The sequence below is a fragment of the Stenotrophomonas sp. STEN022 genome (assembly GCF_056760155.1).
The window spans coordinates 67322-91586 of sequence record NZ_JBRREG010000002.1 but is presented as its reverse complement, the minus strand read 5'-3'; the positions used below and the strand labels follow the sequence as shown (position 1 = coordinate 91586).

Annotated in this window: 18 protein-coding genes and 1 pseudogene; 8 read left to right on the top strand and 11 right to left on the bottom strand. The window is 60.3% G+C overall.

The features are described from left to right. Positions 1–47: 47 nt before the first annotated feature. From ACVOMF_RS01200 to ACVOMF_RS01165, 8 genes are all read right to left on the bottom strand, one after another. Complete coding sequence (locus ACVOMF_RS01200) at positions 48–3284, bottom strand: efflux RND transporter permease subunit (RefSeq protein WP_481507681.1); 3237 nt, start codon at positions 3282–3284, stop codon at positions 48–50. Between the two features lie 15 nt (positions 3285–3299). Beyond that, the gene (locus ACVOMF_RS01195; protein WP_282883198.1) at positions 3300–4553 is read right to left on the bottom strand and encodes an efflux RND transporter periplasmic adaptor subunit; all 1254 of its coding nucleotides are present in this window, start codon (positions 4551–4553) and stop codon (positions 3300–3302) included. Next, a complete protein-coding gene (locus ACVOMF_RS01190) occupies positions 4550–5803 on the bottom strand; it encodes a TolC family protein (RefSeq protein WP_062167469.1) in 1254 nt (417 codons plus the stop codon). Before ACVOMF_RS01190 ends, ACVOMF_RS01195 begins: the two co-directional genes overlap by 4 nt. A gap of 56 nt (positions 5804–5859) precedes the next feature. After that, on the bottom strand, positions 5860–6171 hold the full coding sequence (locus tag ACVOMF_RS01185; RefSeq protein ID WP_282883199.1) for a hypothetical protein: 312 nt from the start codon (positions 6169–6171) through the stop codon (positions 5860–5862). 141 nt (positions 6172–6312) lie between these two features. After that, the gene (locus ACVOMF_RS01180) at positions 6313–6684 is read right to left on the bottom strand and encodes a diacylglycerol kinase (protein ID WP_027080084.1); all 372 of its coding nucleotides are present in this window, start codon (positions 6682–6684) and stop codon (positions 6313–6315) included. A 71-nt stretch (positions 6685–6755) separates the two neighbouring features. Next, positions 6756–8471, bottom strand: a complete 1716-nt coding sequence (locus ACVOMF_RS01175) for a phosphoethanolamine transferase (RefSeq protein WP_481507680.1) — start codon at positions 8469–8471, stop codon at positions 6756–6758. Between the two features lie 556 nt (positions 8472–9027). Next, positions 9028–9348, bottom strand: coding sequence for a hypothetical protein (locus tag ACVOMF_RS01170; RefSeq protein WP_062167471.1), 321 nt, complete (start codon positions 9346–9348; stop codon positions 9028–9030). 308 nt (positions 9349–9656) lie between these two features. Continuing rightward, a complete protein-coding gene (locus ACVOMF_RS01165) occupies positions 9657–10274 on the bottom strand; it encodes a cation efflux transmembrane domain-containing protein (protein WP_014159605.1) in 618 nt (205 codons plus the stop codon). 105 nt (positions 10275–10379) lie between these two features. Between ACVOMF_RS01165 and ACVOMF_RS01160 the strand changes: the two genes are divergently transcribed. From ACVOMF_RS01160 to ACVOMF_RS01125, 8 genes are all read left to right on the top strand, one after another. Continuing rightward, complete coding sequence (locus tag ACVOMF_RS01160) at positions 10380–10793, top strand: MerR family transcriptional regulator (protein WP_014159616.1); 414 nt, start codon at positions 10380–10382, stop codon at positions 10791–10793. Beyond that, positions 10790–12061 (top strand): site-specific integrase, encoded by a 1272-nt coding sequence (locus ACVOMF_RS01155; protein ID WP_065427865.1) that lies wholly within the window; start codon positions 10790–10792, stop codon positions 12059–12061. The genes ACVOMF_RS01160 and ACVOMF_RS01155 overlap by 4 nt, the downstream gene beginning before the upstream one ends. A 23-nt stretch (positions 12062–12084) precedes the next feature. Continuing rightward, a complete protein-coding gene (locus tag ACVOMF_RS01150) occupies positions 12085–15078 on the top strand; it encodes a Tn3 family transposase (RefSeq protein WP_049405761.1) in 2994 nt (997 codons plus the stop codon). Positions 15079–15808: 730 nt separating this feature from the next. Next, positions 15809–16357 (top strand): fimbrial protein, encoded by a 549-nt coding sequence (locus ACVOMF_RS01145; protein WP_481507679.1) that lies wholly within the window; start codon positions 15809–15811, stop codon positions 16355–16357. Positions 16358–16434: 77 nt separating this feature from the next. Then, positions 16435–17187, top strand: coding sequence for a fimbrial biogenesis chaperone (locus ACVOMF_RS01140; RefSeq protein WP_481507678.1), 753 nt, complete (start codon positions 16435–16437; stop codon positions 17185–17187). Continuing rightward, complete coding sequence (locus ACVOMF_RS01135) at positions 17171–19753, top strand: fimbria/pilus outer membrane usher protein (RefSeq protein ID WP_481507677.1); 2583 nt, start codon at positions 17171–17173, stop codon at positions 19751–19753. Before ACVOMF_RS01140 ends, ACVOMF_RS01135 begins: the two co-directional genes overlap by 17 nt. Beyond that, entirely contained in the window at positions 19750–21099 is a 1350-nt protein-coding gene (locus ACVOMF_RS01130) for a fimbrial protein (RefSeq protein ID WP_481507676.1), read from the top strand. The genes ACVOMF_RS01135 and ACVOMF_RS01130 overlap by 4 nt, the downstream gene beginning before the upstream one ends. Then, positions 21099–21818, top strand: coding sequence for a fimbrial biogenesis chaperone (locus ACVOMF_RS01125; protein ID WP_481507675.1), 720 nt, complete (start codon positions 21099–21101; stop codon positions 21816–21818). The genes ACVOMF_RS01130 and ACVOMF_RS01125 overlap by 1 nt, the downstream gene beginning before the upstream one ends. Before the next feature lie 680 nt (positions 21819–22498). Here ACVOMF_RS01125 and ACVOMF_RS01120 read toward each other — a convergent pair. The 3 genes and pseudogenes from ACVOMF_RS01120 to ACVOMF_RS01110 form a co-directional block, all read right to left on the bottom strand. Then, a complete protein-coding gene (locus ACVOMF_RS01120) occupies positions 22499–22753 on the bottom strand; it encodes a hypothetical protein (RefSeq protein WP_481507674.1) in 255 nt (84 codons plus the stop codon). A 92-nt stretch (positions 22754–22845) separates the two neighbouring features. Next, a complete protein-coding gene (locus ACVOMF_RS01115; protein WP_481507673.1) occupies positions 22846–23736 on the bottom strand; it encodes a DNA-binding protein in 891 nt (296 codons plus the stop codon). A gap of 320 nt (positions 23737–24056) precedes the next feature. Continuing rightward, positions 24057–24263, bottom strand: a pseudogene (locus ACVOMF_RS01110) (ArsC/Spx/MgsR family protein); the annotation flags it as partial. Between the last annotated feature and the right edge of the window lie 2 nt (positions 24264–24265).

Sequence of the window (24265 nt, the reverse complement as noted above, 5' to 3'; positions counted from 1 at the left end):
GGAAGTCCGGCAGGCAGATGCTCTGCCGGGCCCAAACACTCCATCATTCAGTGGACAGTTTCCGGTTGCCCTTTCGGGCCTGCCTTGGCCAAGCGTCCCGCAAATGTCGGCAGCACAAGAAGTGTTAGCACTGTTGCGGTCAACAGGCCGCCAATGACCACCGTGGCGAGAGGCTTCTGCACCTCAGCACCAGATCCACTCGCAATAGCCATTGGAATGAAGCCAACGATCGCCACCAGCGCGGTGGTCACCACCGCGCGAATTCGGCTGCCGGCACCGTTCATTGCAGCGATCAATGGACTGTCACCTGCATCAAGCCTCTCTCTGATGGCTTGCATGAGCACCAATCCATTCAGGGTCGCAATACCCGATACCGCGATGAATCCGACGGCGGCAGATACCGAGAACGGCATACCACGCACCAGCAACGCGAGAATTCCGCCAACCAGGGCCAGTGGGACGCAGGTGAACACCAGGCCCGCCTCCTTTGCGCTGCCCAATGCCATGAACAGCAGGCTGCCGATCAATAGGAAGACAATCGGAACAACTGTCATGAGTCGCTTTTCAGCCCGCTGCAAGTTCTCGAACTGACCTCCCCACGTCATGTGGGCGCCCGGCGGAAGCTGTACGTCCTTCACCGCCGCCTGGGCCTCTCCAACAAACCCGCCCAAGTCACGACCGCGAACATTTGCCTGCACCACCACACGACGGCTTCCATTGTTTCGACTGATCTGGTTCGGCCCCTCGCTGATCTCAATGCGTGCGACAGAGGAGAGCGGCACGATGCCCCCAGTTGGAGTTGCAATCGGCAGTGACGCGAGCTGATCGGGGTCATTGCGTGCATCGTCGCCGAGGCGCACAACAACATCGAACCGGCGGTCGCCCTCGAAGATCTTGCCTGCCGCAGCGCCGCCAATACCGGTTGAAAGCGCGTCGCTCACGTCCGCTGCCGTGAGGCCATACTGCGCAGCTGCAAGATGATCGATTGCCACATTGAGCGTGGGCAGGCCGGAAATCTGTTCAACACGGACATCCGCTGAGCCCTGGACATTCCTCAGCTTCAGCGCGACCTGATCGGCAACAGCTTGCAGTTGCTCGAAGTTGTCGCCGTAGATCATGACGGCCAGGTCCGTACGCACGCCTGAGATCAGCTCATTGAAGCGCAGCTCGATGGGCTGGCTGAATTCAAAGCTGTTGCCTATCTGCGAGGCGGCGATCTTCTCAAACCTTGCAATCAGATCCTCCTTGCTCAGGGAAGAGTCTGGCCACTCCTTTCTCGGTTTAAGTACGATCACACTGTCGGAGATGTTGGTCGGCATGGGGTCGATAGCTGCTTCTGCAGTACCGGTCCGCGAGAAGACCGTCACAACCTCTGGTTCAGCAGCAATGGCCTTCTCCAGCGCCAATTGCATAGCCAACGATTGCTCAAGCGACGTCGATGGCACACGCAACGCTTGCATAGCGAGATTTCCCTCATCAAGCGTTGGCATGAACTCTCGACCCAGCATCGTAAAGCCGACCACGCCCATCGCGAGCATCAAAATGGCGCCAGCGAACACTGCCTTGGGCCTACGAATCGCCGCTTGGATCGCCGGTTCAATACGGCCGCGCAGGACGCGGATGATGGCAGTCTCATGTTCTTCGTCTTGGTCGCTCTCGTGCCCCTCCTTGTTCGCGTGGAGCTTGGGCTCCCTGACCAACAGGGCAGCCATCGCCGGTACAAAGGTGAACGAGAAGATAAACGCGCCAACGAGGGCGAGCATGAAGGTGGCGGCCATCGGTTGGAACGTCTTGCCCTCCACACCTTCCAGCGTAAGGATCGGTGCGAACACCAACAGGATGATCACCTGGCCGAAGGCTGCAGGGCGCGCCATTTTCCTCGCCGAGTCGGCGGCCACACGCAGTCGCTCCATGGCATTGAGGGGTCGGCCGAGTTCCGCACGCCGCTTGCCAAGCATCAGCAGGGTGGACTCGATCACAATTACCGCGCCATCCACAAGGATGCCGAAGTCCAGCGCACCCAAACTCATGAGGTTGCCGCTGATGCCGAACTTGTTCATGCCGATAACAGCGAACAGGAACGACAGCGGAATGACCAATGCGGTGATGGCTGCCGCACGCAGGTTGCCCAGGAGCAGGAACAGCACAACTACGACCAGCAGGGCACCTTCGGTCAGGTTCTTGGCGACAGTCTTGACAGTGGAGTTAACCAGCACACTACGGTCCAGCACTGGCTCTGCGAAGATATCGGCGGGCAGAGATTCATTGACCTGTGCCAGGCGCTCAGCTGCAGCTTGAGCGACGGTGCGGCTGTTGCCGCCGGCGATCATCAGTGCCGTGCCCAGTACCGCCTCATGACCATTTCGGCTAGCTGCACCAAGCCGTGGGGCGCGCCCCATACCGACCTCGGCAACATCGGCCACCCGGATGACCACACCGTCCTTGGTGGCCACCGGCGACTGAGCCAAGTCGTCGGTCGTCAGGGCAAGGCCGTCTGCCCTAACGACCAGGCCTTCGCCCGCACGCTGGACGAAACCCGCGCCAGCCTGGACGTTGGAGCGTTCCAGTGCTTGGACCAGATCGGCCAGACCCAAGTTGTATGCCGCCAGTCGAGCGCTGTCGGGGTAGATGCCGTATTCCTTGACGTACCCACCCACCGTATCAACACCGGCCAGGCCGGGGCTGGAGCGCATCTGTGGTGCGATGATCCAGTCCTGGACAGTACGCAGGTACGTTGCGCGCTCCTGGGCGGTTCCAAGACGATCGCCCTCTGGTGTCAGGTAGACCTCACCCTCTTGCCAGCCAGCCTGGCCGGGCTTGGCCAGCTTCTTGGGGTCGAATGGCTTGAAGTCCACCGTCCACATGAGAACCTCGCCCAGCCCGGTTGTAACCGGGGAGAGCATGGGGGACACGCCCTCGGGCAGATCTCCGGCAGCCTCCCGCATCCGCTCTGCCACCTGCTGGCGGGCGAAATAGATGTCGGTCTGATCAGTGAAGATCGCGGTGACCTGAGAGAAGCCATTGCGTGATAGGGAGCGAGTGGTGTTCAGACCTGGGATGCCGGCCAAGGCCGTCTCCAGAGGATAGGTGACCTGGCGTTCAATCTGCTCCGGAGTAAGGGCAGGTGCGATGGTATTGATCTGAACCTGGCGGTTGGTGATATCTGGTACAGCATCGACTGGCAGCTTGCTCAGTTGGAACAAGCCAAAGCAGGCAATCGAAGCAGCCAGAAACACCACGAGCCAACGGAACTTGACCGCTGCTTCAATGATGATCTTGAACATGGTGTATGAGTTCCCTTAGTGGCCGTGCTCGGCTTCGCCCTTGGCCAGTTCGGCTTTGAGCAGGAAGGCATTGGCGCCTACGAGGCGCTCACTACCTGTCAGGCCGTTAAGGATTTCGATTCGATTACCTGCACGACGACCAGCGAGTACCGGCGTAGCCTGGAAACCACCCTGGACGGCAACGAAGACAACACTTCTGCCATCAACGCTTTGGACCGCATCCGCCGGCACACTCATACCTTCAGCGGCACTATCGGCGATGATGACGGCCGAAACGGGGGAGCCGGCCGGTGGCAACTTCTCCGAAATTGGTTTGGCGCGAATGGTCGCGGTGCCTCCCTGCTGCATCACATTCGCAGCGGCGGCAATCACCTCAGCTTCGAAGCTTCCGCCCGGGCCAGTCACTTCCAGCTTCATTCCGGGCACCGCGAGAGTGGCCAGTGCTGGCGGTGCAGTGAATACGAGTTCATTCATGTCCGGATTGGAAACCTCCGCAACAAGCGTTCCAGCTGAGACGACACCACCGGGCGTCACTTGGACGTTGCCAACCACGCCAGCGACAGGACTGGAGATTGTCACCCGGCCGGAACTGTCCGGAGATCCACTGGCCGCTACCTGTGCACGTGCAGCACTAGCGGCGGCATCAGCGGCCAAAGAGCGCGCGCGCGAGGCCTCCAGCTCCTGGCGAGCCACTACGCCCTGCTCGACAAGAGACTTGTCGCGGCCGTAGGCCAGGCGAATGGCTTCGGCCTCCGCTGCAGCGGCAGTGGCGGCGGCTTTGAAGGTCGCAGCTTCTCCACTGACAATGATCACCAGGGGCTGGTTGCTCTTGACGGCTGTACCCGGCGCAACAAGCACGCGCTCAACGCGGCCGGTGACCGTTGAGGCGATGGCAGCACGCCCCCCGATGGCCGGCTCGACGCGACCTGCAAGGCGGGTCGATGCGCCACCGCCGCGGCCGACAGCCACCACGCCGATGCCAGATGCCTTGATCTGGTCAGGCGTCAGCTTGACTACACCTTCCTCGGACTCCTCTTCGCCATGTTCGCCATCACCATCACCTTCACTGTGCGCCTCGGCGGAGCCCGGCTTTGCGTCAGCTGCGTGATCGTCGTGACCATCATCCTTTCCAGCCGGCTTTTCTGCCTCCGTACCGGTGGATTTGGCTTCCTCCTGCGCCCCGCCACTGCATGAGGTCAGCGCGCCGGTCATCATCAAGGTAGCCAGCAGCGTCGCTCCGATGAGCGTCTTGTTTCCGTACTTGTTCATTTTGCCTCCACAAACGGTGCGCGCCCTTCAAGGCGGGCGAGGTCGATTTCTGCTGCCACCCGGCTAAGACGGGCATCCACAGCACTGCCACGCGCAGCGATCAGGGTTGATCGCGTGCTGCGCAGCTCCAATTGCGATATACGACCTGCCTCAAATCCGATGCGGGCCAGCCGATAGGCTTCATCTGCGGCCTGTACGCTTTCATCCGCTGCTCGTGCGCGGCTGTTGGATGCCTTGAGACTCGCTACCGCTCCCAAACGGGCCGCCTCACTGTCACGCCTCTGAGCCTCCAGAACCGCTTCGGCAGCACGTTGTTCCGCATAGGCCGCCTGGATCGCACCGCGGTTACGATCGAATAGGGGGATCGAAAGGCTGATGCCCACGTTGTAAGCTTGGTCGCCCGCTTGGCGGAAGCGCGTCTGAGCCACGGATGCACTCAGTTGTGGCAACGCACGCTTGCGCTCAACATCGATAAGGCGGCCGGAGGCGTCCGCTTCGGCTTGGGCGATACGAACGGCAAGCGGGGCGGCCTCATTGTCAATTGGGTGAGAGGGCACTCGGTCAAGCAGGCTTTCGCCGATGTCGGTCAGCGGGCTGTCCACTAAGGACACCCCGGCTAGGCGAGCAAGCGCCGCATCCCGGTAGGCCTCGGCCTCATCTAGGCTGGCCTTTGCATTGGCGACCTCGCTCCGTGCCTGCACACCGCGCAGGTTGGGCTCACGTCCCTCGCTGACCATCGCAGCTACCGCCTTGGCGTCCTGTTCAATCAAGGCCAATGCCTCGCTGGCCAACTCATATCGGCGCAGCGCAGCCTCTGCTTCGGCGTATGTCGCAGCCAGGCGACCCGCTGCGTCACTGCGCATCAGATCACCCCGCAAGCCTGCAGCCCCAGCCTCCGCACGCGCGGCGCGCACTCGGGCCCCTCGTTGACCCCAAATCTCCAGCGGCTGGGAGAGGGTGACAATGCTGTCAGCGTTTGAGAAACCTTTGTAGGGACCAGTGCCGTAGGCGTTCTCCGCTTCGATGGAGACCGTCGGATTGGGCAGTGCCCGAGCCTGTTGTACCCGCGCCTCGGCTGCCTCAGCCAGCGCGACGCCTTGGACCGTCGCAGGCATCTGGTTCAAGCGAGAAAGCAACGATTCGTAAGATGGTGCAGTTTGAGCAGCTACATGCCCGGTTGGCACCAACGCCAGCAGAACAGCGACAGCCAACCCGGTCGCTGAAAGCGACCGACCCGTCAAAATCGACATAAAAACTCCCGTAAATTATCTGAGCGAACTACCCGCAAATGCGGGGCAGAGCCAGATCAGATACGGGGGGGGCGCAAGGGTCCGTCGAGTCGGAGGGCGTAGACGTCCCCGTGCTCGGTACAGTGCAGCGAAATCCGGCCATCGGCGAACAGATCGTCGTGACCGGCAGCTGGGAGGCTTGCCGTTGAATGGTGGCAATGCCCATGGCCACAGGCATCGGCACTGGACGAATCCTTGCTCTTGCTCGACTCGGAGTCTGAATCACTTTGCAAGGCGTGCACATCGCCCACGCTGACCGTCGCTTCTTGCGCGCACGCCAATGCCTCGGCCACAGGCACGACCACGAACGCCGCCAAAAGCAGCAGCATCAGGTATATACGAATAGCAGGCAGAGAGCGACGCATTGGGAAAGGTTAGCAACCTCTTTTGGACGGATACAATTACATAAAAACACTACGGTGGCTGTGCTTGAACGCACCCTAGCCCCGTTCAGGTCGGGACCCAGGGAATCAACCCACAAGGATAACGGCCCATGTGAGGGCGACATTGCAAAGAGCCACGAACACCGCAGCCGACCCCATGTCCTTCGCACGACCAGCCAGCTCATGGATTTCTGGGCCATACCGTTCGATCACTGCCTCGATAGCGGAGTTCAGCAGCTCGAATGCCAAAACGAACAGTACGCTCCCCATGAGAAGCACTCGCTCTACCCCTGAGTTGCCGAAAAAGATAGCTGTAGGTAATGCCACCGCGGCCATAACAACTTCCAACCGAAACGACGATTCATGCAGCCAAGCTGATCTCAGCCCCTGGAGAGACCAGCGAAGCGCCTCAAAGACGCGCGCAATGCTCCGCGGACGATGACCGTACATATCTGCCACTTCGATGTTTCCTTCTTTTGGGCCCAAGAGACGCTCACGGGTCTTCCAACAGCGATACTCGCCGTGGTCGGCTATAGGCTGTGACCGGCGTTGCTGGTACAGCCTGAGAACAGATTTAGGCTCTCGTCTAGCACCGTCGTCCTAACCTGCATCAGGCCAAGCACAGAATGGAAGAGGTTGTCGTGGCTGGACGGCTGCTTTGATCGGTCCCGGACACATTGAAGGTCCAGGTTGTTGCTGCTCTTCATACCATCAGACATCCACATCACCATCGGCACCTTGATCTGAGTATCAGGGGCGATAGCGTAGGGGAGCCCGTGAAGATAGACGTTCGCCTCCCCTAATGACTCGCCGTGGTCGGAGACATAGATCAGCCCGGTATCGTGACTCTTGTCCTGTTCAAGCATGCGAATTGTCTTTGCAAGGAAGTCATCTGTCGCAAGGACCGCGTTGTCATACGCATTGACGATTTCACCGCGTGTGCACTTGCCCAAGTCTGCGTTTCGGCAGTCGGGAGTAAATTTCGTCAGATCTTCCGGGTATCGCTTGAAGTAGCTGGGTCCGTGGTTCCCCAGCTGATGTAGAACGACAACGACATCACCAGGGTTGTCCTCGATCGAGTCATGCAGACCTTGCAGCATAATCTCGTCACGGCATGCTTGGTCGTCGCACAGAACATCCTTGACCGGCACGCGATAGGATTCAAATGCCAGATCAGAGCAGACGCCCTTGCATCCAGTCTGGTTGTCACGCCATAGGGTCCTGACCCCGGCACGCTCCAAAACATGCAGAAGCGACTCCGAACCTTTGATCTTGTCTCGATCGTAGTCTCGCCTCCCGTACGCAGAGAACATACAGGGCACCGACACTTCGGTGTTTGACCCGCAGGCGGTCACGTCTGAGAAATTGACGACGTCCAACGCTGCCAACTGTGGCGTTGTCTGTCTGCCGTATCCATTCAAACCCCAGTTCTGCGCACGAACCGTCTCACCTACAACGATGACCAAGAAGTGGGGCTTCGCGCCTGGCGGATGAGGCGTCATCATGGCATCGGGGCCAACCACTTGGATCGGACCGCGCTCCGCACGGGTGTCTTCTCGCACAACCTTCGCAATGGAAGCGATGTAGTTTCCAGGGTTTGCAAGGTATCTGACTTGCTTGTGATTGCGTATGAGTGATGAGAGGTCGTCGAATGACGCAATTGCCGCGCCAACGATTACAACAACCGCCATGCCAAGTAGAAGCACTCTTGCAAGTATCGCCCGCGTCACATTGGAAGAACGTTGGAGCCTTACCATGCATACCGCGATAGCTGGCACGACGCCTTTAATTAGTACCGCAAGAAAGAAGCCCCAGGTCAGCAACTCTCCGGCTTCAGCGCCGTCGGTCTTCAGCACATTTCGTACCATGCTGGCGTCGAAGTAGACGCTGTAATTGTCTGAATAGTAGGCAGCAGTAGCGGACACGACGAGAAGCAATGCAAGAACCGGCTTCACCGTCCATCGAACGCATAGCAATCCGAGAATGAGCACATTCAAGGCAGTGAGGATCGCTCCCGTAGAGATAACAAGTAGCGCACGAGCTGCTCCGTCCGCACCACTCTTCGCAATTACTTCTGCGAAGAACGCGCTGTTGAGAAAGAACGTGAAGTACATCGCCACGATGATAATCAACGTGTTGACGCCCAGCTGCGGGCCGCAGATGGGCTTGCCAAGACGGCCCAGTGGATCTGAGCCTAGGCCCCCGCGCGAACCGCCTCGGTTTAATTCTGTTTTCACGTAATGCATTGGTGATTCCTTTTTATTGACCACCGCGCGCGCCCCTAGCGCACACGGCCGCCATTGCGCGTTCCTAGATGGAAAGCCATCCACACATATGCAACGCCTGACACCAGCGAAGGGGCCAGGACCGCGGTCCGCAGGTTTTGGGTCAGTGACAGCAGTGCAGCCGAGATCCACATGAAGAGACGCTTGTCTGGGTGCAGCTCCGCTCCCCGACGCGGGAACAGCGAGCTTCCGGTTGCCACCATTTGGGTGGCAACCAAGGCAAATCTCGGTTCGTCGACAGGCCCAAAATCGCGCACACCAAGAGATGCGCCGATGGCAAGCACGGAGGTTGCCATCAGTAGTGCCGCTCGATCGCGTGCAGTTCGGAGATTGGTAGATGTTGAGAAGGGCTTTCAGGTCGCCTTCTTCAAGGCGGCGCAGTACTGGCCGGCGACTGCACGTGCAGCCACGCGTCGGCCGAGCGCACGGAGCGCCCAGCAACAAGATGTGTTCATGGAAAGACCTACACAAAGGTGATCGCAGAAGGACTGACAGGCGCGTTGCGCCTGTTATGCGATCAAAGCCTGGGAGGTCTAATCAGCGTGTCCGGGATGTGGGACGTCATGGGCTGTTCGTAGAACGTGTGCCCGCCTTCATTTCTTGCGGCTTCGGCACTGGTGAAACCGTTGGACGCCACAAAAGTGCTGCTGTGGTGGCAGTGACCGTGACCACAAGCGGCATGCGCCTTATCGGGGTGGCCATCGCCTGGCCCTGCCACTTCCTGGTGTGACTGCTCCTCAGAGAAGCAGACCGAAGCATCAACGACAGGCACGATGATCATCACTGCGAGCAGCAGTGCCAGAGCGTAGCGCTTGGCATGGATGACAATGGAAGGCACGTGTGGCTAGGACTGATACATTTGAGGCCGGAAAGATACCTTGGGTCCCGCTCATCAGCAAGCTGACGCTTATTCATCAATCTCGCGGGCTCGAGTGGCCTCTGCGAGTCAGGTGGCCAGGCAAAAGCTGGCGCGGGAAATTGACGGAATCCGGCATCCGAAGAACAGAAAGTTAACGTTTTGCCTGAGCTTCCGCACGGTCACGCAGATTGAGCTGCGACGGATTAGGTCGGGGGCCAGCTGCGCCACGTGACAGTGCCGGGTTCAAGCGCAGCCGCCAGAGTCCGAGCTCAGTCGGCCAAGCCTGGTCATGCAGCCGTCTTGCGCGCGTCGGCACCTGCCCGGCGGGCATCACCTAAAATCTCGAAGGCTTCCTTGATCACATACAGGCCGATCAGGGCGCCGATCACGAAATCCGGGTACGGGCTGGCCAGCCACCACACCAACAGACCGGCCAGGATCACCCCAACATTGGCGACCACATCGGCCCGCGTGAACAGCCACGTCGCTCGCAGATGCACTTCGCCGGACTTTAGCGGTGCCAGCATGCGCAGCACCGCCATATTGACCGCCAGCGACAGCAGGGCGGTGCCAATCATCCAGCCGCTGACCGGCTCGGCGCCGTACATCACCCGGCGGCCCACCTCAACCAACACGCCCACACCCAGCACAAGCAGCACGCTGCCGCTGACCCAAGCGGCATTGGCCTTGAAGCGCGCCGTGCGCCCGATAGCGACCAGGCCAATGGCATAGGCGGTGGCATCGGACAGCATGTCCAGAGCGTCGGCCAGCAGGCCAGTGGAATGGGCAATCCAGCCGGCGATGCCGCCGATCACGGCCATCGCCGCGTTCAACGCTAGGGCGATCCAGAGGACGCGCCGCTCCTGCGCATTCTTGGCCTCGTGGTGGCAGCCGCAATCACTCATCGGAACATCTCCAGTCGCAGGGAAGCCGGGCCCGGGCGGGTCGCTGGCATGACACAGCAGGTGAGTGTAAAGTCCGTAGCTACTACGGAGTCAAGCGTACTACGAATGAAAATCAGTGAGGCTGCCGACGCCAGTGGGTGCCATTTGGAGACCATCCGCTATTATGAGCGGATCGGCCTGCTGCCGCGCCCGGGGCGCTCGGGCAATGGCTACCGGGTCTATGGCCCGGCCGACATCGAGCGACTGCGCTTCATTGCGCGCGGCCGGGACCTGGGCTTCAGCCTGGAGGAGGTCCGCAGCCTGCTGCAGTTGGCGGGCGATGAAGAGCTTTCGTGCGGGGACGTGGATCGGCTGGCCCGCAGCCATCTGACCGACGTGCGGGCGCGCATGGCCGACCTGCAGCGCATGGCCAGCGAGCTGGAACGGGTGATTGCCAGTTGCCACGGCGGGCAGCGGGCTGAATGCACCATCCTGTCAACGCTGCGGCAGCCGGCCTCGGTGGAGGCCACGCGCCAGTGACCGAACTGGACCGCTACCTCGATGCGGCCACGCGCCAGAACACGGTGCGCAGCTATGCGTCGGCGCTGCGGCACTTTGAAGTCGAGTGGCAAGGCCACCTCCCAGCGACACCGGACAGCGTGGCCCGGTACCTGGCCGCGTATGCGCAGACCCTGGCCACCAGCACCCTTCGCCACAGGCTGGCCGCCATTGCCTCCTGGCACCGCGACCACGGCTTTGTCGACCCGACCCGGTCGCCGCTGGTGCGCAAGGTACTCAAAGGCATCAAGACCCTGCACCCGGGCCAGGTCAAGCAAGCCGCGCCGCTCCAGATTCGGCGGCTGGTCGAGCTCGATGACTGGTTAGCCGCAGCGATCGCGGCGGCACGCGCGCGGGGCGACGGAGCGGCAGCGCTGCGCCACCAACGGGACCGAGCGCTGGTGCTGCTCGGATTCTGGCGTGGCTTTCGTGGCGATGAACTGCTGCGCCTGGACGTGGCCCATCTCACGCTGGTGCCGGGACAGGGGATGACCTGTTTCTTGCCGCGCAGCAAGGGCGATCGCCAGGCCGCCGGCGTTACCTACAAGGTGCCGGCGTTGTCGCGATTGTGCCCGGTGGAGGCGACCCAGGTGTGGCTGCAGGCGGCCGACCTGCAAGAAGGGCCGGTATTTCGGGCGGTCAGCCAATGGGGCCAGGTGAGCGCCGAAGGCCTGCATCCCAACAGCTTGGTGCGCCTGCTGCGCGAGTTGCTGACCAGTGCCGGCTTTGCCGATGCGGGGCTCCACAGCAGTCATTCCCTGCGCCGCGGCTTTGCCAGCTGGGCCAACGAGCAGGGCTGGGACATGAAGGCGCTGATGGAGTACGTGGGCTGGCGCGATGTGCAGTCGGCCATGCGCTACCTGGACGGGCATGACCCGTTCGCACGGGACCGCATTGAAGCAAGCCTGCCAAGTCCAACCGTGCCGGTACCGGCGATGGCGCTGCCGGCGCCCGAGGGCAAATCTGCACTGCAGCTGCGCCTGCGCATGGTACTGACCCCATTTGCCCGCGCGGGTCGCGGCGCGGCTAAGGCCCGGGGCCGGATCGAAGAGATCTGCTTGGCCTCGTTCCAAGCGGTGCGGCTGAACACCGCCAGCAGCGAGTACCGGTTGACGGTTCCCACCGATCCCGATCGGGATCTGGATGAAATCCTGGCCACGTTGCTCGATGACATGCACCGCATGGCCGATACGCACCAGTGTTTCCTGGAAGCGTCTCTCAATACAGACGACGGCCGGCACTGGGATTGATCCCCTCATAACCTCCGGATCCAATGGCTACCCTTCACGAGACCGCCTACCCGCGACTGAAGCCTGATCCCACCGCCAAGGAACTGGAGGAGATCTATACCCCCACCGCCGCTGAGATTGCATTCGCCAAGCAGCTGACCACCCAGCCGGGACCGCAGCTGGCGGTACTGATTCATCTCAAGCTCTTCCAGCGCCTCGGTTACTTCACGGTGTTGGCCGACGTACCCGAGCGGATCCGGAAGCACATCGCCAAGGCCGCCCGACTCGGGCGCGTATTGGACACCGACCAGCTCGAACGTTACGACGCTTCCGGTAGCCAGCGCCGGCATATCCCGCAGCTTCGGCAGTTCATCGGTGTACGTCCCCTGGATAAATCAGGCTTGGCCTGGCTGGACACGGTGGCCACCGGAGCAGCCCAGACCAAGCACACCATCCCGGACATCGTGAACGTCCTGCTCGAAGAGCTGGTGCACCATCGCTACGAACTGCCCGGTTTCCGCACCCTGGAACTGGCCGCCATCGGCGCGCGTGAGCGGGTCAATCTGGGCTACTACCGTAGCATCAGCCACGCGCTGACGCCTACCACGCGCACGCTCATTGACGACTTGCTGCGCGCACCGGAAAACTCCAGGTTCACCGGCTGGCAATCGCTCAAGCGCGAGCCTGGTCGGCCCACCAACAAGGAAGTCCGGTTCTATCTGCAGCACATCCGCATGCTGCAGCAGTTGGCTGAGCAGCTGCCCCCGATCGATGTGCCGGTCCCTAAGCTTAAGCAATTCCGTGCAATGGCCCGGGCCTATGACGCCAGCGAGCTGGCCGAATTGGCTCCGGACAAGCGCTATGCGCTGGCCACCATCTTCATTCGCGCCCAGCATGCCAAGACGCTGGATGACGCAGCCGAGCTATTCATCAAGCAGGTGCGCGGGCTTGAAAACACGGCCCAGCAAAAACTGCTGGCCTACCAGCTCGAACATGCCAAGCGGGCCGACTTCCTGATCGGCCAGCTCAAGGAAATCCTGCAGGCCTATCAGCTCGACGGCAGCGATAGTCAGCGCGTGGATGCCATCGACAACAGTCTAGAAGCGGAAGTGTCGACCTTGCTGGCCGAATGCGAAGAACATATGGCATACGCAGGGAAGAACTATCTGCCTTTCATGCTGCAACCCTACGGCACGGTCAGGCCGCTGCTGTTCAATGGGCTGGAGCTGATGAATCTGCGGTCAACCAGCCACGATGCCGGCATGGAGCCGTTGATCGCAGCGGTGCTGTCGCTGCGCAACCAACGCCGTGAGCTGATCGAGGTCGCATCCCTCGGCCTGGACCCGGAAAAGGACTTCGATTGGATGTCCAAGCTCTGGCGTCAGCATGTGTTTGGCAAGCGTGCCAGCGCTGCCGGCGCCGGCTGGATGCACCGTAAGTACTTCGAGCTGGCCGTGCTGGTGCAGGTCAAAGACGAGCTGAAGTCCGGAGATCTCTTCATTCCCAGCAGCGAACGCTTTGATGACTACCGCGAGCAGCTGGTCGATGAAGCCACCTTGGCCCAGGAACTGGAAGCCTATGGTCAGGTGTCAGGTCTACCCACCGACGCCGCGTCGTACGTGGCTGGGTTGCGCGCACAACTGACCGACTTGGCCGACGAAGTTGACGAGCGCTTCCCCGAGAATGTGCATGCGGACATCTTGGAAGGGCGCCTGGTACTGCGGAAGGGGCAACGCGCTGAGGTCTCAAGTGCCATTGCCACGGTGGATCGCCTCATCGCCGAACGGCTCCCGGAGTCCAGCATCGTCGATGTCCTGATCGACGCCAGCCAATGGCTGGATCTGCACCGTTTTTTCCGCCCGATCGCCGGTACCGAGAGCCAAGTCGAAGATCTGCCCCGACGTGTGATCACCACGCTATTTTGCTATGGCTGCAACCTGGGGCCGACGCAGACGGCGCGGTCGATCAAGGGCTTCAGCCGGCGCCAGGTTGCTTGGCTGAACCTGAAATACGTGACCGAGGATGTGCTTGAGAAGGCCATCGTAGAGGTCATCAATACCTACAATAAATTCGACCTCCCGGGCTATTGGGGCAGCGGGAAAAGCGCCTCAGCAGATGGCACCAAATGGAGCGTCTACGAGGACAACCTGCTGTCGGAGTACCACATCCGCTACGGCGGCTACGGCGGCATCGGCTACTACCATGTGTCCGACAAATACGTGGCGCTGTTCAGCCATTTCATTCCCTGTGGTGTGCACGAGGGCATCTACATCCTCGACGGCCTGCTGGCCAACACTTCCGACATCCAGCCTGAGATCGTCCATGGCGACACGCAGGCCCAAAGCTACCCAGTCTTCGGTTTGGCCCACATGCTGGGCATCCAGCTGATGCCCAGGATACGAAACATCAAGGATCTGACATTCTTCCGGCCCGAACCTGGCAGGACCTATAAGAATATCCAGGCACTGTTCGGAGACAGCATCGACTGGCAACTGATCGCGACGCATCTCCACGACATGCTGCGGGTAGTGATCTCGATCCGATTGGGGAAGATCACCGCGTCCTCGATCCTGCGCCGGCTGGGCACCTACAGCCGGAAGAACAAGCTGTACTTCGCCTTCCGGGAACTTGGCAAGGCCGTCCGAACGCTGTTCTTGCTGCGCTACATCGATGACAACGAGATTCGCAAAACGATCCATGCTGCGACCAACAAGAGCGAGGAATACAACGGCTTCGTGAAGTGGGTCTTCTTTGGCAGCCAAGGGATCATTGCTGAGAACGTCCAGCACGAGCAGCGCAAGATCATCAAGTACAGCCAGCTGGTGGCCAACATGATCATCCTCCACAACGTGGAACGCATGAGCCGGACCTTGGCCGTAATGCAGAAGGAGGGGATTGAACTGACGCCCGAGATTCTGGCCGGCCTGTCGCCTTACCGGACCAGCCACATCAATCGCTTCGGCGACTACCACTTGGATCTTGAAAGGGAAGTGGCGCCGCTGAGCTATACAGCGAAAGTCCTTGAACAGGCCCCATAGACGGGGACATCCGCCATCGGGACAAGACAATTATCATTGCGTTTCAATCGCTTAGGTGGCATTTGGCCCTGTACGTAACGATTCCCTGCCGACCCTCGAAGGGAGAATCAGTGCGCAGGGTTCGCCTTGGTCAATGCTAAGTGCATCAGTAGTCAAATTTAGTGACTCGTCACTTAATCAGAGACCCCCTCTAGGGTGCTAGCTGGGACCTGCGTGGGCAGGGCAGGGCGCCAAAATAGGACTGCAGCTGATCGCTTTCACAAGCGCCGCTTGCGAAAGCGGGGCAGGCTTCCGCTGTGACCTCGCCGACCATCCCTCCATCAGGACGCGACCGGACAAGCGGGCGTAATGCGTGCTGCCGCGTGTACCAGCGCAGCCACATGAGTGCAGTGCGACGCGGAAACGCGGATGTGCGTGTTGACGCCATCGAATCGGCTTTTCCAGCGTGCGAAGACGTCTTGGCTGCAGATCAGCGTCCACCTACGACGCGGGACCCGCACGCATTTCCATCTTTCACTTTGAACCGCCTGGCGTGCCGTGGGTACTTCCACGTGCACCGAACTCAACGCTTCCGTCTCGTGCGAATCACGGTGACAGCGCACACAGAGCCGCGGACTGAGCGGGCGACCAGGCAGAAATCCGGCCGTTTTTAAGCCTCGTCCTATGTCCCAGCTTTGTCTGGGAATCAACAATGCCGCCTCCCAAAACAGAGTTCCAGGAGTTAAACCAAGTGAAGCATCAAGCAAGCAGCATTCTGATTTCGTTGGTCGCAGCCGTGGCCGCGAGTGCATCGGTCAATGCAACCAATGTCATCACCTTCAATGGTGAAGTGACCGACCAGACCTGTTCGGCCGTCATCAATGGTGGCACCGATCCGACCATCATGCTGAACAGCGTTCCGGTTTCCGACCTCAACGGTGCAGTTGGCAATTCCGCAGGCGAAGGCGTGTTCACCATCACCCTGACGGGTTGTGCCGCCTCGGGCGCCGATGAAACGTTCACCACCCTGTTCCAGGCAACCAACCCGACCGCTACCGGCAACCTGACCAACACCGCTGCCGCAGGCGCCGAGGGTGTAGCACTGCAGTTGCTTGATGCGCCGGGCGGTACTCCGGTGAACCTGGCCGGTGGTGCAGCTGTACGTGCAGGCGAAATCCTGCTGGGCGCCGGCGAGACGACCGCCACCCACGACTATGGCGTTCGCTACATCTCTGAAAACGCAGCAGTGACGCCGGGCCCGGTGCTGGGCTCTGTGACCTACACCGTTCGCTACGAGTAACAGGCTTGAGGAGGGCGACCTTGTGGGGTCGCCCTCTCGGGCAACGCATTGCCAGCAATTCCATCTGAGGAACGCACATGCACCAGATCCCTTCCCGTCGCTATATGGCCTGCACTGCAATCGCCGGCATCTTCGCGCTGCTCAACGTGGGGGTGGCTGAGGCAAGTGTTGTTGTTTCCGGTACCCGCGTCATCTATCCGGCGGACGCAAAACACGTCACCGTGCAGCTGACCAATCAGGACGCCTTTCCCAATGCCGTGCAGGCATGGGTTGACGTCGACAACCCGCAGTCCACGCCGGTCGATGCCGATGGTCCATTCGTGGTAACACCTGCGGTTTCGCGCATTGCACCGGGCGCGGGCCAGCGGATCCGCGTGATGTTCGCAGGCCAGGACGTGCCCTCCGATCGCGAATCCGTGTTTCATCTGAACGTGCTGCAGGTGCCGCCGATGAACACCGCCCATGCCGACCAGAACAAGGTAATGGTGCTGATGCGCAATCGACTGAAGATGTTCTATCGGCCGGCGGGAATCGCAGGTACGCCCGCGCAGATTCCGGAGCAGTTGCGCTTTCGTATTCAGCAGTCTGGAAACAACTGGCATGTGCAGGTGGATAACCCGACCGGCTACCACGCATCATTTGGTGGTGCCACGCTGAACGTAGCGGGTGCCAGCTGGAAGCTCACCCCGGCGATGGTGCCGCCGATGGGCACTGCTCAATGGGTGCCGCTTGCGGCTAGCAAGCTGCCTGCGGGAGATGCAGTGGTAAGCGCGCACCTGATCAATGACTATGGCGCAAGGATTGCGGTCACCCATGCCGTGTCCCGCTAAGCGCATGCGGATCTCCCGGCTTGCTGTTGCCCTTGGTGCTGCGCTTGTGGGCGCAGGCAATGTGGCCAGTGCAGACGACGCGATGTACGAGTTCGACGATCGTCTTCTGATGGGTTCCGCGCTGTCGACCGGCAATCTGCAGCGCTTCAATCGAGGCGACCAGGCGGATGCTGGACGCTATCTGGTTGATGTGTATCTGAACGACACGTATGTCGATCGGCTTGAGATGGAGTTCAAGGACGTGGACGGCAGAATTCAGCCGTGCATGAGCGACGCGTTCATGCAGGATACCTTGGGTGCTCGCCCGACTACTGTCGACACTGCTGATGCAGCTGATCCGAGCTGCGCGGAACTGAAGATACGCCTGCCTGGAGCTACCGCGGCGTTGGACGTGGGCAGCCTGCGCCTGGATATTTCCGTGCCACAAGCCATGCTGACCAGCAAGCCGCGCGACCATGTAAGCCGCGAGATCTGGGACGCCGGCAAGACCATGGTGTTCGCCAACTATGATGTGAACGCGAGCCGTTCCACGTCGCACGGTATGGAATCGCACTATGCCTCGGCCGCCGTGAACACCGGTGCGAACATTGGCATGTGGCGTTTCCGCCACCAGTCGAACCTGACCTATACCCGTCGCCCTGGCCAGCAGAACAGCAACTGGAACAGCATCCGCAGCTATGCGCAGCGCTCGTTGCCGGGTATTTCCAGTGACATGAGCATCGGTAACAACTACACCGACGGCAACCTATTCGGAAACCTGAGCTACCGCGGCATCAAGATTGCCACCGATGAGCGGATGATTCCGGACTCGCAGCGCCGCTATGCGCCTGTGGTTCGTGGCACGGCGACCAGCAAGTCGCGTGTGGTCATCAGCCAGAATGGCCGCAAGCTGCGGGAAGACGTGCTTCCTCCGGGGCCGTTCGCTATTGATGACATCAGCGGAGCAGCCTATGGCGGCGACCTGGACGTGGAAGTGCTCGCGGCGGACGGCAGCGTGCACCGTTTCAGCGTGCCGTTTTCTGCAGTGCCCGAATCCGTGCGTCCCGGGTACTCAAAGTACAGCGCCACACTGGGTGAAGCAGGTGCAAGCAACCAATCAAAGCAGCTTTTCGCCGAGCTCACCTATCAGCGCGGGCTCAGCAATCGGCTCACGGTCAACACGGGCGCTCGAGTCTCTGAAAACTACATCGGCCTGCTGGCTGGTGGTGTCATTGCGACGCCTTATGGCGCCTTCGGTGGAAATTCGGTGTTCTCGCGTTTGCAGGAAAATGGTGCAGGAACCAAGACCGGTTACCGCCTTGAACTGAACTACAGCAAGACCTTCCAAACCACGGATACTACTTTTACGCTGGCCGGCTACCGCTACTCGTCCAGTGGCTTCCGCGACTTCTCCGAAGCCCTCGGGCAGCCGTGGGAGCAGGAAGCCTTTGATGATGGTTCCAGGCAGCCTGACCTGCAGCGCAACCAACGCAATCAATTCACCGTGGTCATGAACCAGCGACTCGGCGACTATGGCTCGCTGTACCTGACCGGTTCGGCGGCAGACTATTTCAATGATTCCCAGCGCGATGTGCAATTTCAGTTCGGCTACTCCAATGCATGGCGGCGCCTGAGCTATAGCCTGTCGCTGTCGCAGCAACGCAATTGCGCGATTGATCGGTGGAATCTCGGTGCAGCATCGCAATGCCAGTTGGGCCGGTCGCTGGGGCTTACCCTGTCGATGCCGATCGGCGCGTCTGCGTCCGTTCCTGTACTCAGCGCGATGGCCGCCAGGGATAGGCAGGCGGGCGGATCCAGCTACCAGTCCGTGGTAAGTGGCACGCTTGGCGAACGCCGAGCCACCAACTATGCGGTTTCCGCAGGCCAGGGCGGCAACGGCAGCGGGCGCCAATGGAGTGGCAATCTGCAAACCCAGACCGCCTTGGGTAGCGTCAGTGCTGGTGCCTCGGGCGGTTCGGGCATGCGGCAGCTCACCGGCGGCATCCGCGGTGCGGTGGTACTGCATGGCGAAGGGATGACTGCCGGGCCATACGTGGGTGACACCTTCGCCCTGGTGAAGGCGGAAGGTGCGCAGGGTTCCCATGTGCGTGGAGGGCAGGGCGCTCGCGTGAATCGCAATGGCTTCGCGCTGGTGCCATCGTTGTCGCCATACCGCATCAATCGCATCGGTTTGGACCCGCAGCAGATGACGGCAGAAGCAGAGCTGGTGGAGACCGAGCGCACTGTGGTTCCGTTCGCCGGAGCAGCTCTACGGGTGGAGTTTGAAACCCTGACCGGTACGCCGTTGATCATTCGAGCCCGCCGCGCCGATGGCACGGTAGTGCCGCTGGGCGCTACCGTGGCCAACGAAATGGGTGCCACCATCGGCATGGTGGGCCAGGCCGGGCTGATCTACGCGCGTTCACCGAACCGTGCAGGGCAGCTTTCAGTGCAATGGACGGAGGCCCTCGGCGGCAGCTGCGTGGTGCCCTATGATCTGGGTGCAAACGCCTCCAACAAGACGGCTCCTGTCATCGTCGAGGCCATCTGCCAGGACATGCAGAACTACCAAGCGGACGCGCAATGAACACTTTTCTTCGTTTGCTGTTTCCACTTTTCCTGGCGGTTTCACCGACGGCATGGGCAACCTGCTACAAGGTGGAAAGTGTCGGCACTGCAACCACCACTTCGCAGACTGCGATTCGGCCCGGAGAGGGTAGCGCGGCGGTTTGGGGCGGAGCCTGCGATACCTGCAACGGCTCACTTGGCCTGCCCAGTGTGATCAACGTCAGCGATCCTTCTTTCCAGCCCTATCCAACGCTGATAGCCAGTGCGGTGACGCCCATCACCTTGTATGGCTCCACCGGCGGCTACGATCCGGAGAGAGTTTTCTTTCGCTGTGCGCCTGGCGACGCGGTATATGAAATGTTCTCCTCTAATGCAGACAATCTCTACAGCGGTTGGTACAACGGCGGCGATGCGTTGGGAAATTCCATTGGGCTGCAATCGGCCTACAGGACCGCGTGGCGGAACGTACTGCTTCGCCTGACCCACATGGAGACCGGCCAGTACTTCACCGATGTCTGGGCGGAGCGGCTGCTGCAGGGGCTGGACGTGGATTCCCGTGGCTATAGGCTGGTGAAAGCGAAGAACCTCAGCGCCGTGCGCTCGGAGCTGTTCAGCGCACCATTGGAATCCACTTTTTACTACGCGATCACGCCGTCGCAGCGCTACCTTTACACGCAGCCGGCTGGCTATATAGCGATCAAGGGCCCTGGGCTGGTGTATCCGGAGGTGGGCAAGACCCACAACGCGAACTACGCCGGTTGGCACTACAACTGGCCAGGTGCGATCGGTCTGTACAACGCGGTAACGCTGAAGCGGTATCCCACCTGTGCAGTGTTGAACGTCACGCCGCAGGTCGTATTTCCGCGGGTTTCCATCAATGAGCTCAATGAAGGCGTCACTCACGAGGTGCCATTCCAGGTGAGCTTCAAGTGCCAGAGTGGGTTCACCAACAGTACCGCCAACAACGGCACAGCACTGGGCATACGAGCCTCCCCCGGCGCTGCCGCCGCGGCTTCATCGCTGGGTCTGGCGAATGCCAATGGTGGCGTTTCCTACCTCGTATCCGACCGATACAACGAGGCAGGCATGGCAAAGGGCGTGGGAATCCGCTTGCTTCGCAACGGTCAGGTGATGAGCCTGCTGACAAACGAGAACTCTGCGGGCGGCGTCGCGGCCAACGCACAGGCGCAGGGTTGGTATCCGGCGGTGGGCGGAGCCACCCAATCAGCGGGTACTGCCGATGGTGTCACCCAATACAATGAGACGTTCATTGCCAGAATCGAAAAGCTCTCTGAAGGCACCCGACCGCAGGTAACCGCCGGCCGCGTTGAAGCAACTGCGCAGATCATCATACGGGTCCAATAATGTCACTCCAGCGCTTCCTCACCGGTGTTCTGCTGCTGACCTGCGGAAGTGCGATGGCAGGAGTGACCGCAGAACGAACGCGAGTGATCTTTCCGCAGGGGCAGCGAGAGGTATCGCTGGTGCTCGCCAATCAGAACGGCTACCCGGTGGTGGTACAAACCTGGGTGGACGATGGCTCCCCCAACTCCGGTCCCGACGAGGCCGAAGCCCCCATCATTCCGCTACCCTCGATGTTCCAGCTGGCCACCGGCCACCGGCAGAGCCTGCGTTTGTTGTTTGTAGGACCTGCGCCCGCCGAAGACCGCGAGTCGCTTTACTGGCTGAACTTTCTCGAGATTCCGCCAAATGGTCCGGCTGCCCAGGAGTCGGATTCCACGCGCCTGACGGTCACGATGCGCACGCAGATGAAAATCATCTATCGTCCCGCAGCGCTGAAAGCGGGGGCAGGGCAGGCTGCAGGGAAACTACGCTTTCGACTGGAAGACGGGCACCTGTTCGCAGCAAATCCGACGCCTTTCTACATAACGATTTCGGGGCTGGCACTCTGCACTGCGCAACCAGCTACGGTGGCGGCAGAAGGTTTGCTCGCGCCACACTCGGACTTGCGAATCGTTGATTCCGTTCCCGAATGCGCGGGTCATGACACAAGCGTCCAGTTCACTTGGATTGACGACGAGGGAAACAGCCAACCTGGTCGCACAACATTCTCCGCCAAATAGCGGCCGGGCTTTTGGTAGCAGCATTTGGGTGCAGGACTCAGCAGTTCATCCCTTTCCCATTGTTTATGTGTCGCATCACTAAAATAGACGCATAAATCCAGATCCGATTCGTTTGCAAAGGCGCTGCCCCGAGCGTCCTTGGCGCCACTATTCGTGGCGCTACGCGGGCGCTGTCCAGCCGCACGGAGTCACGCTAGATCTGAGTGCCACGGCTGGCGTGAGCACACCAGATCTGAAGAGAATCAGAGCTCTTGGCGATAGTGATCAATCGCCAGGATGACCCTTACCGCGCTGAACGAGGCAAGGATGAGGCGCTCGCTGGGACAGGTCCAAGAGATGTGGTTGTTGGTCGAAGATCGCAGTCAATGGCGTCGTCTGTGAACAAATTGCCGCCAAGCCGATTGCGAGCTACAACAATGGTCTCGCCAGTCTAGTGTTTTACATAATATACATTATGCGAAATGGCGTATCGCGGATTAGCTGGATCTGGATCTGGATCACTTCTCACCTACCATCCCGGCCTCCTTGCTGACGACCAACAACTTTCAGCAACCGAAGCCTTGATTTCCAGCAAAGCCCACCCATAAGTTCCAGCAGCGCTGAAATCTGGACCTTAAGTTCCAGCAGCGCTGTTCCATCAGACGATATGTTCCTGCAGCTCTGCATCTGGTTCATCTAGTTCAAGGCCGCTGCTGGAGTTCTTCAGACGCTTGATCGATCAAAGCATCAATCTGGTTACTAAGCTGGTCAGTGACGTCGGCTTGTAAAAACCAGTAGAGGCGAAGTCCGCCCCACTTCTCTTTGATGTCGGTGATCTGGAAAGAACTTCGCTGGTCGGGGGCGAGTAAGTGCCAGATATCCGAAAGAAGTTGATAAATCCGAGGGATCCAATCCGCAGGGGCGCAGATCGGAGGCACATTTTGAAAGCGGCGCATAACCTAAGCCTCTTTTAACTGAACGGCTGCCGGTCTCGGCAAAAAAACCCTTATGTCGCCATTGATGGCCGCCATGAGGCGATCAGCACGAACTATTTTGCCGTCTTCTTCCTAGGGGTTGGAAGCTTACTTTTACCACGCAAAGCTGCCTCAATAGCTGCAGGAATCTTGGTCAGTTGTTCCTCCAAGACCTCGGATCTCGCTCGTAGCCTGTCCGTCTCTTTAGCCGCCCCAGTAGCTGCCTTCTGGGCCGCATTCAGAGCACTGGCAAGCGATTGCTCGGTTGTAGCACGGAGCTTCTCTGCAGATGCCAACTTGGTCTGTAGGTCTTTGGTCTGCTGGCGGGCTTGATCGATCTCCCGTGCTGCACGATCTTCGACAGATCTGGCGTGCTCCATCAGGCTCTCGCGCTCGGATCTGGCCAGTTCCTGCTCCTCGTGTAACCGGGCTTCGAGGGCTTGCTTTGCTGCACCCAACTGATCTAGCCGCTGATCCACAGAAGCACGTTGTTGTGTCGACTCTGTCAGTTGCGATTGAAGCTGATCCACGAGTTGCCGAAGCTCCGCCACCTGGGTCAGTGCGAGGCTTTCTGCGTGGGCCGAGGCCGTCGCTTTGGCATGGAGTTCAGATGCTTCTTCGGCAAAATTCTGTTGCTGCACGCGAAGTTCATCGTTCTCGTTCGCAAGCGACTGCTTGGCCTCGGCAAGCTCTTCCAACACCGACTCGCGGGCATGTTGCAGCGCCAGCGCCCACCATTGCCCGGCCAACTCGGCCAGCGCCGCCGGCGCGTCCTTCAAATCTGGTCGTTTCGGCTGCAGTCGGAGGCCCAGATTTTTCCACCAGGTCTCGAGCCAGCGCGTCACGGTGTTGGGTGAGCCCGTGCCCAGGTGGGCGCGGATGCGTTCTACCGTCGGGCGCTCGCCGCTGGCGACCAGCTCGTCGGCGGCGGTATGAACATCGGATTCGGTGATGCCGCGGGCCATGCTGACGTCTCCTGTATCGGCGCCCTACTCTATTGATCGCGTACTCGCGATAAGTGATGAAGATGGCCCACATGATCATGCGCTAACTCCTCAGGCAACTAAGGAGTTCACCGCAATACTAGGAAAGATGTAACGGAACCTCGCCGGGGTTCTATCCGATGTCACGGACGGTTGGGAAAGCGTTGAGGACTTCAAATCGAGTTTGGCGATCCGCCGCCGCATCGGGTTCTACGCCAGCCCAACGATCAGCTGGGACAGCCTTTGCGGCTACCTGGACGCTCTCTGTATGCCGTCGAACTCTCCCTGGCACTTTTGGCTACTCAGCGGACGCGATTGCCGTCCTGATCGATCACCACTTCGCCTTCTTCCGTGCTAAACGGCTCGTGCACTGCTGGCAGAATGTCTAGGACCACCTCAGAAGGCCGGCACAGGCGTCTGCCCAATTTGGTCTGGACGAAGGGTCGATTGATGAGGATGTGATTGGCTAGCATGGCATCCAGCAGCGCATTGTCACTCACCGCCGGATCGC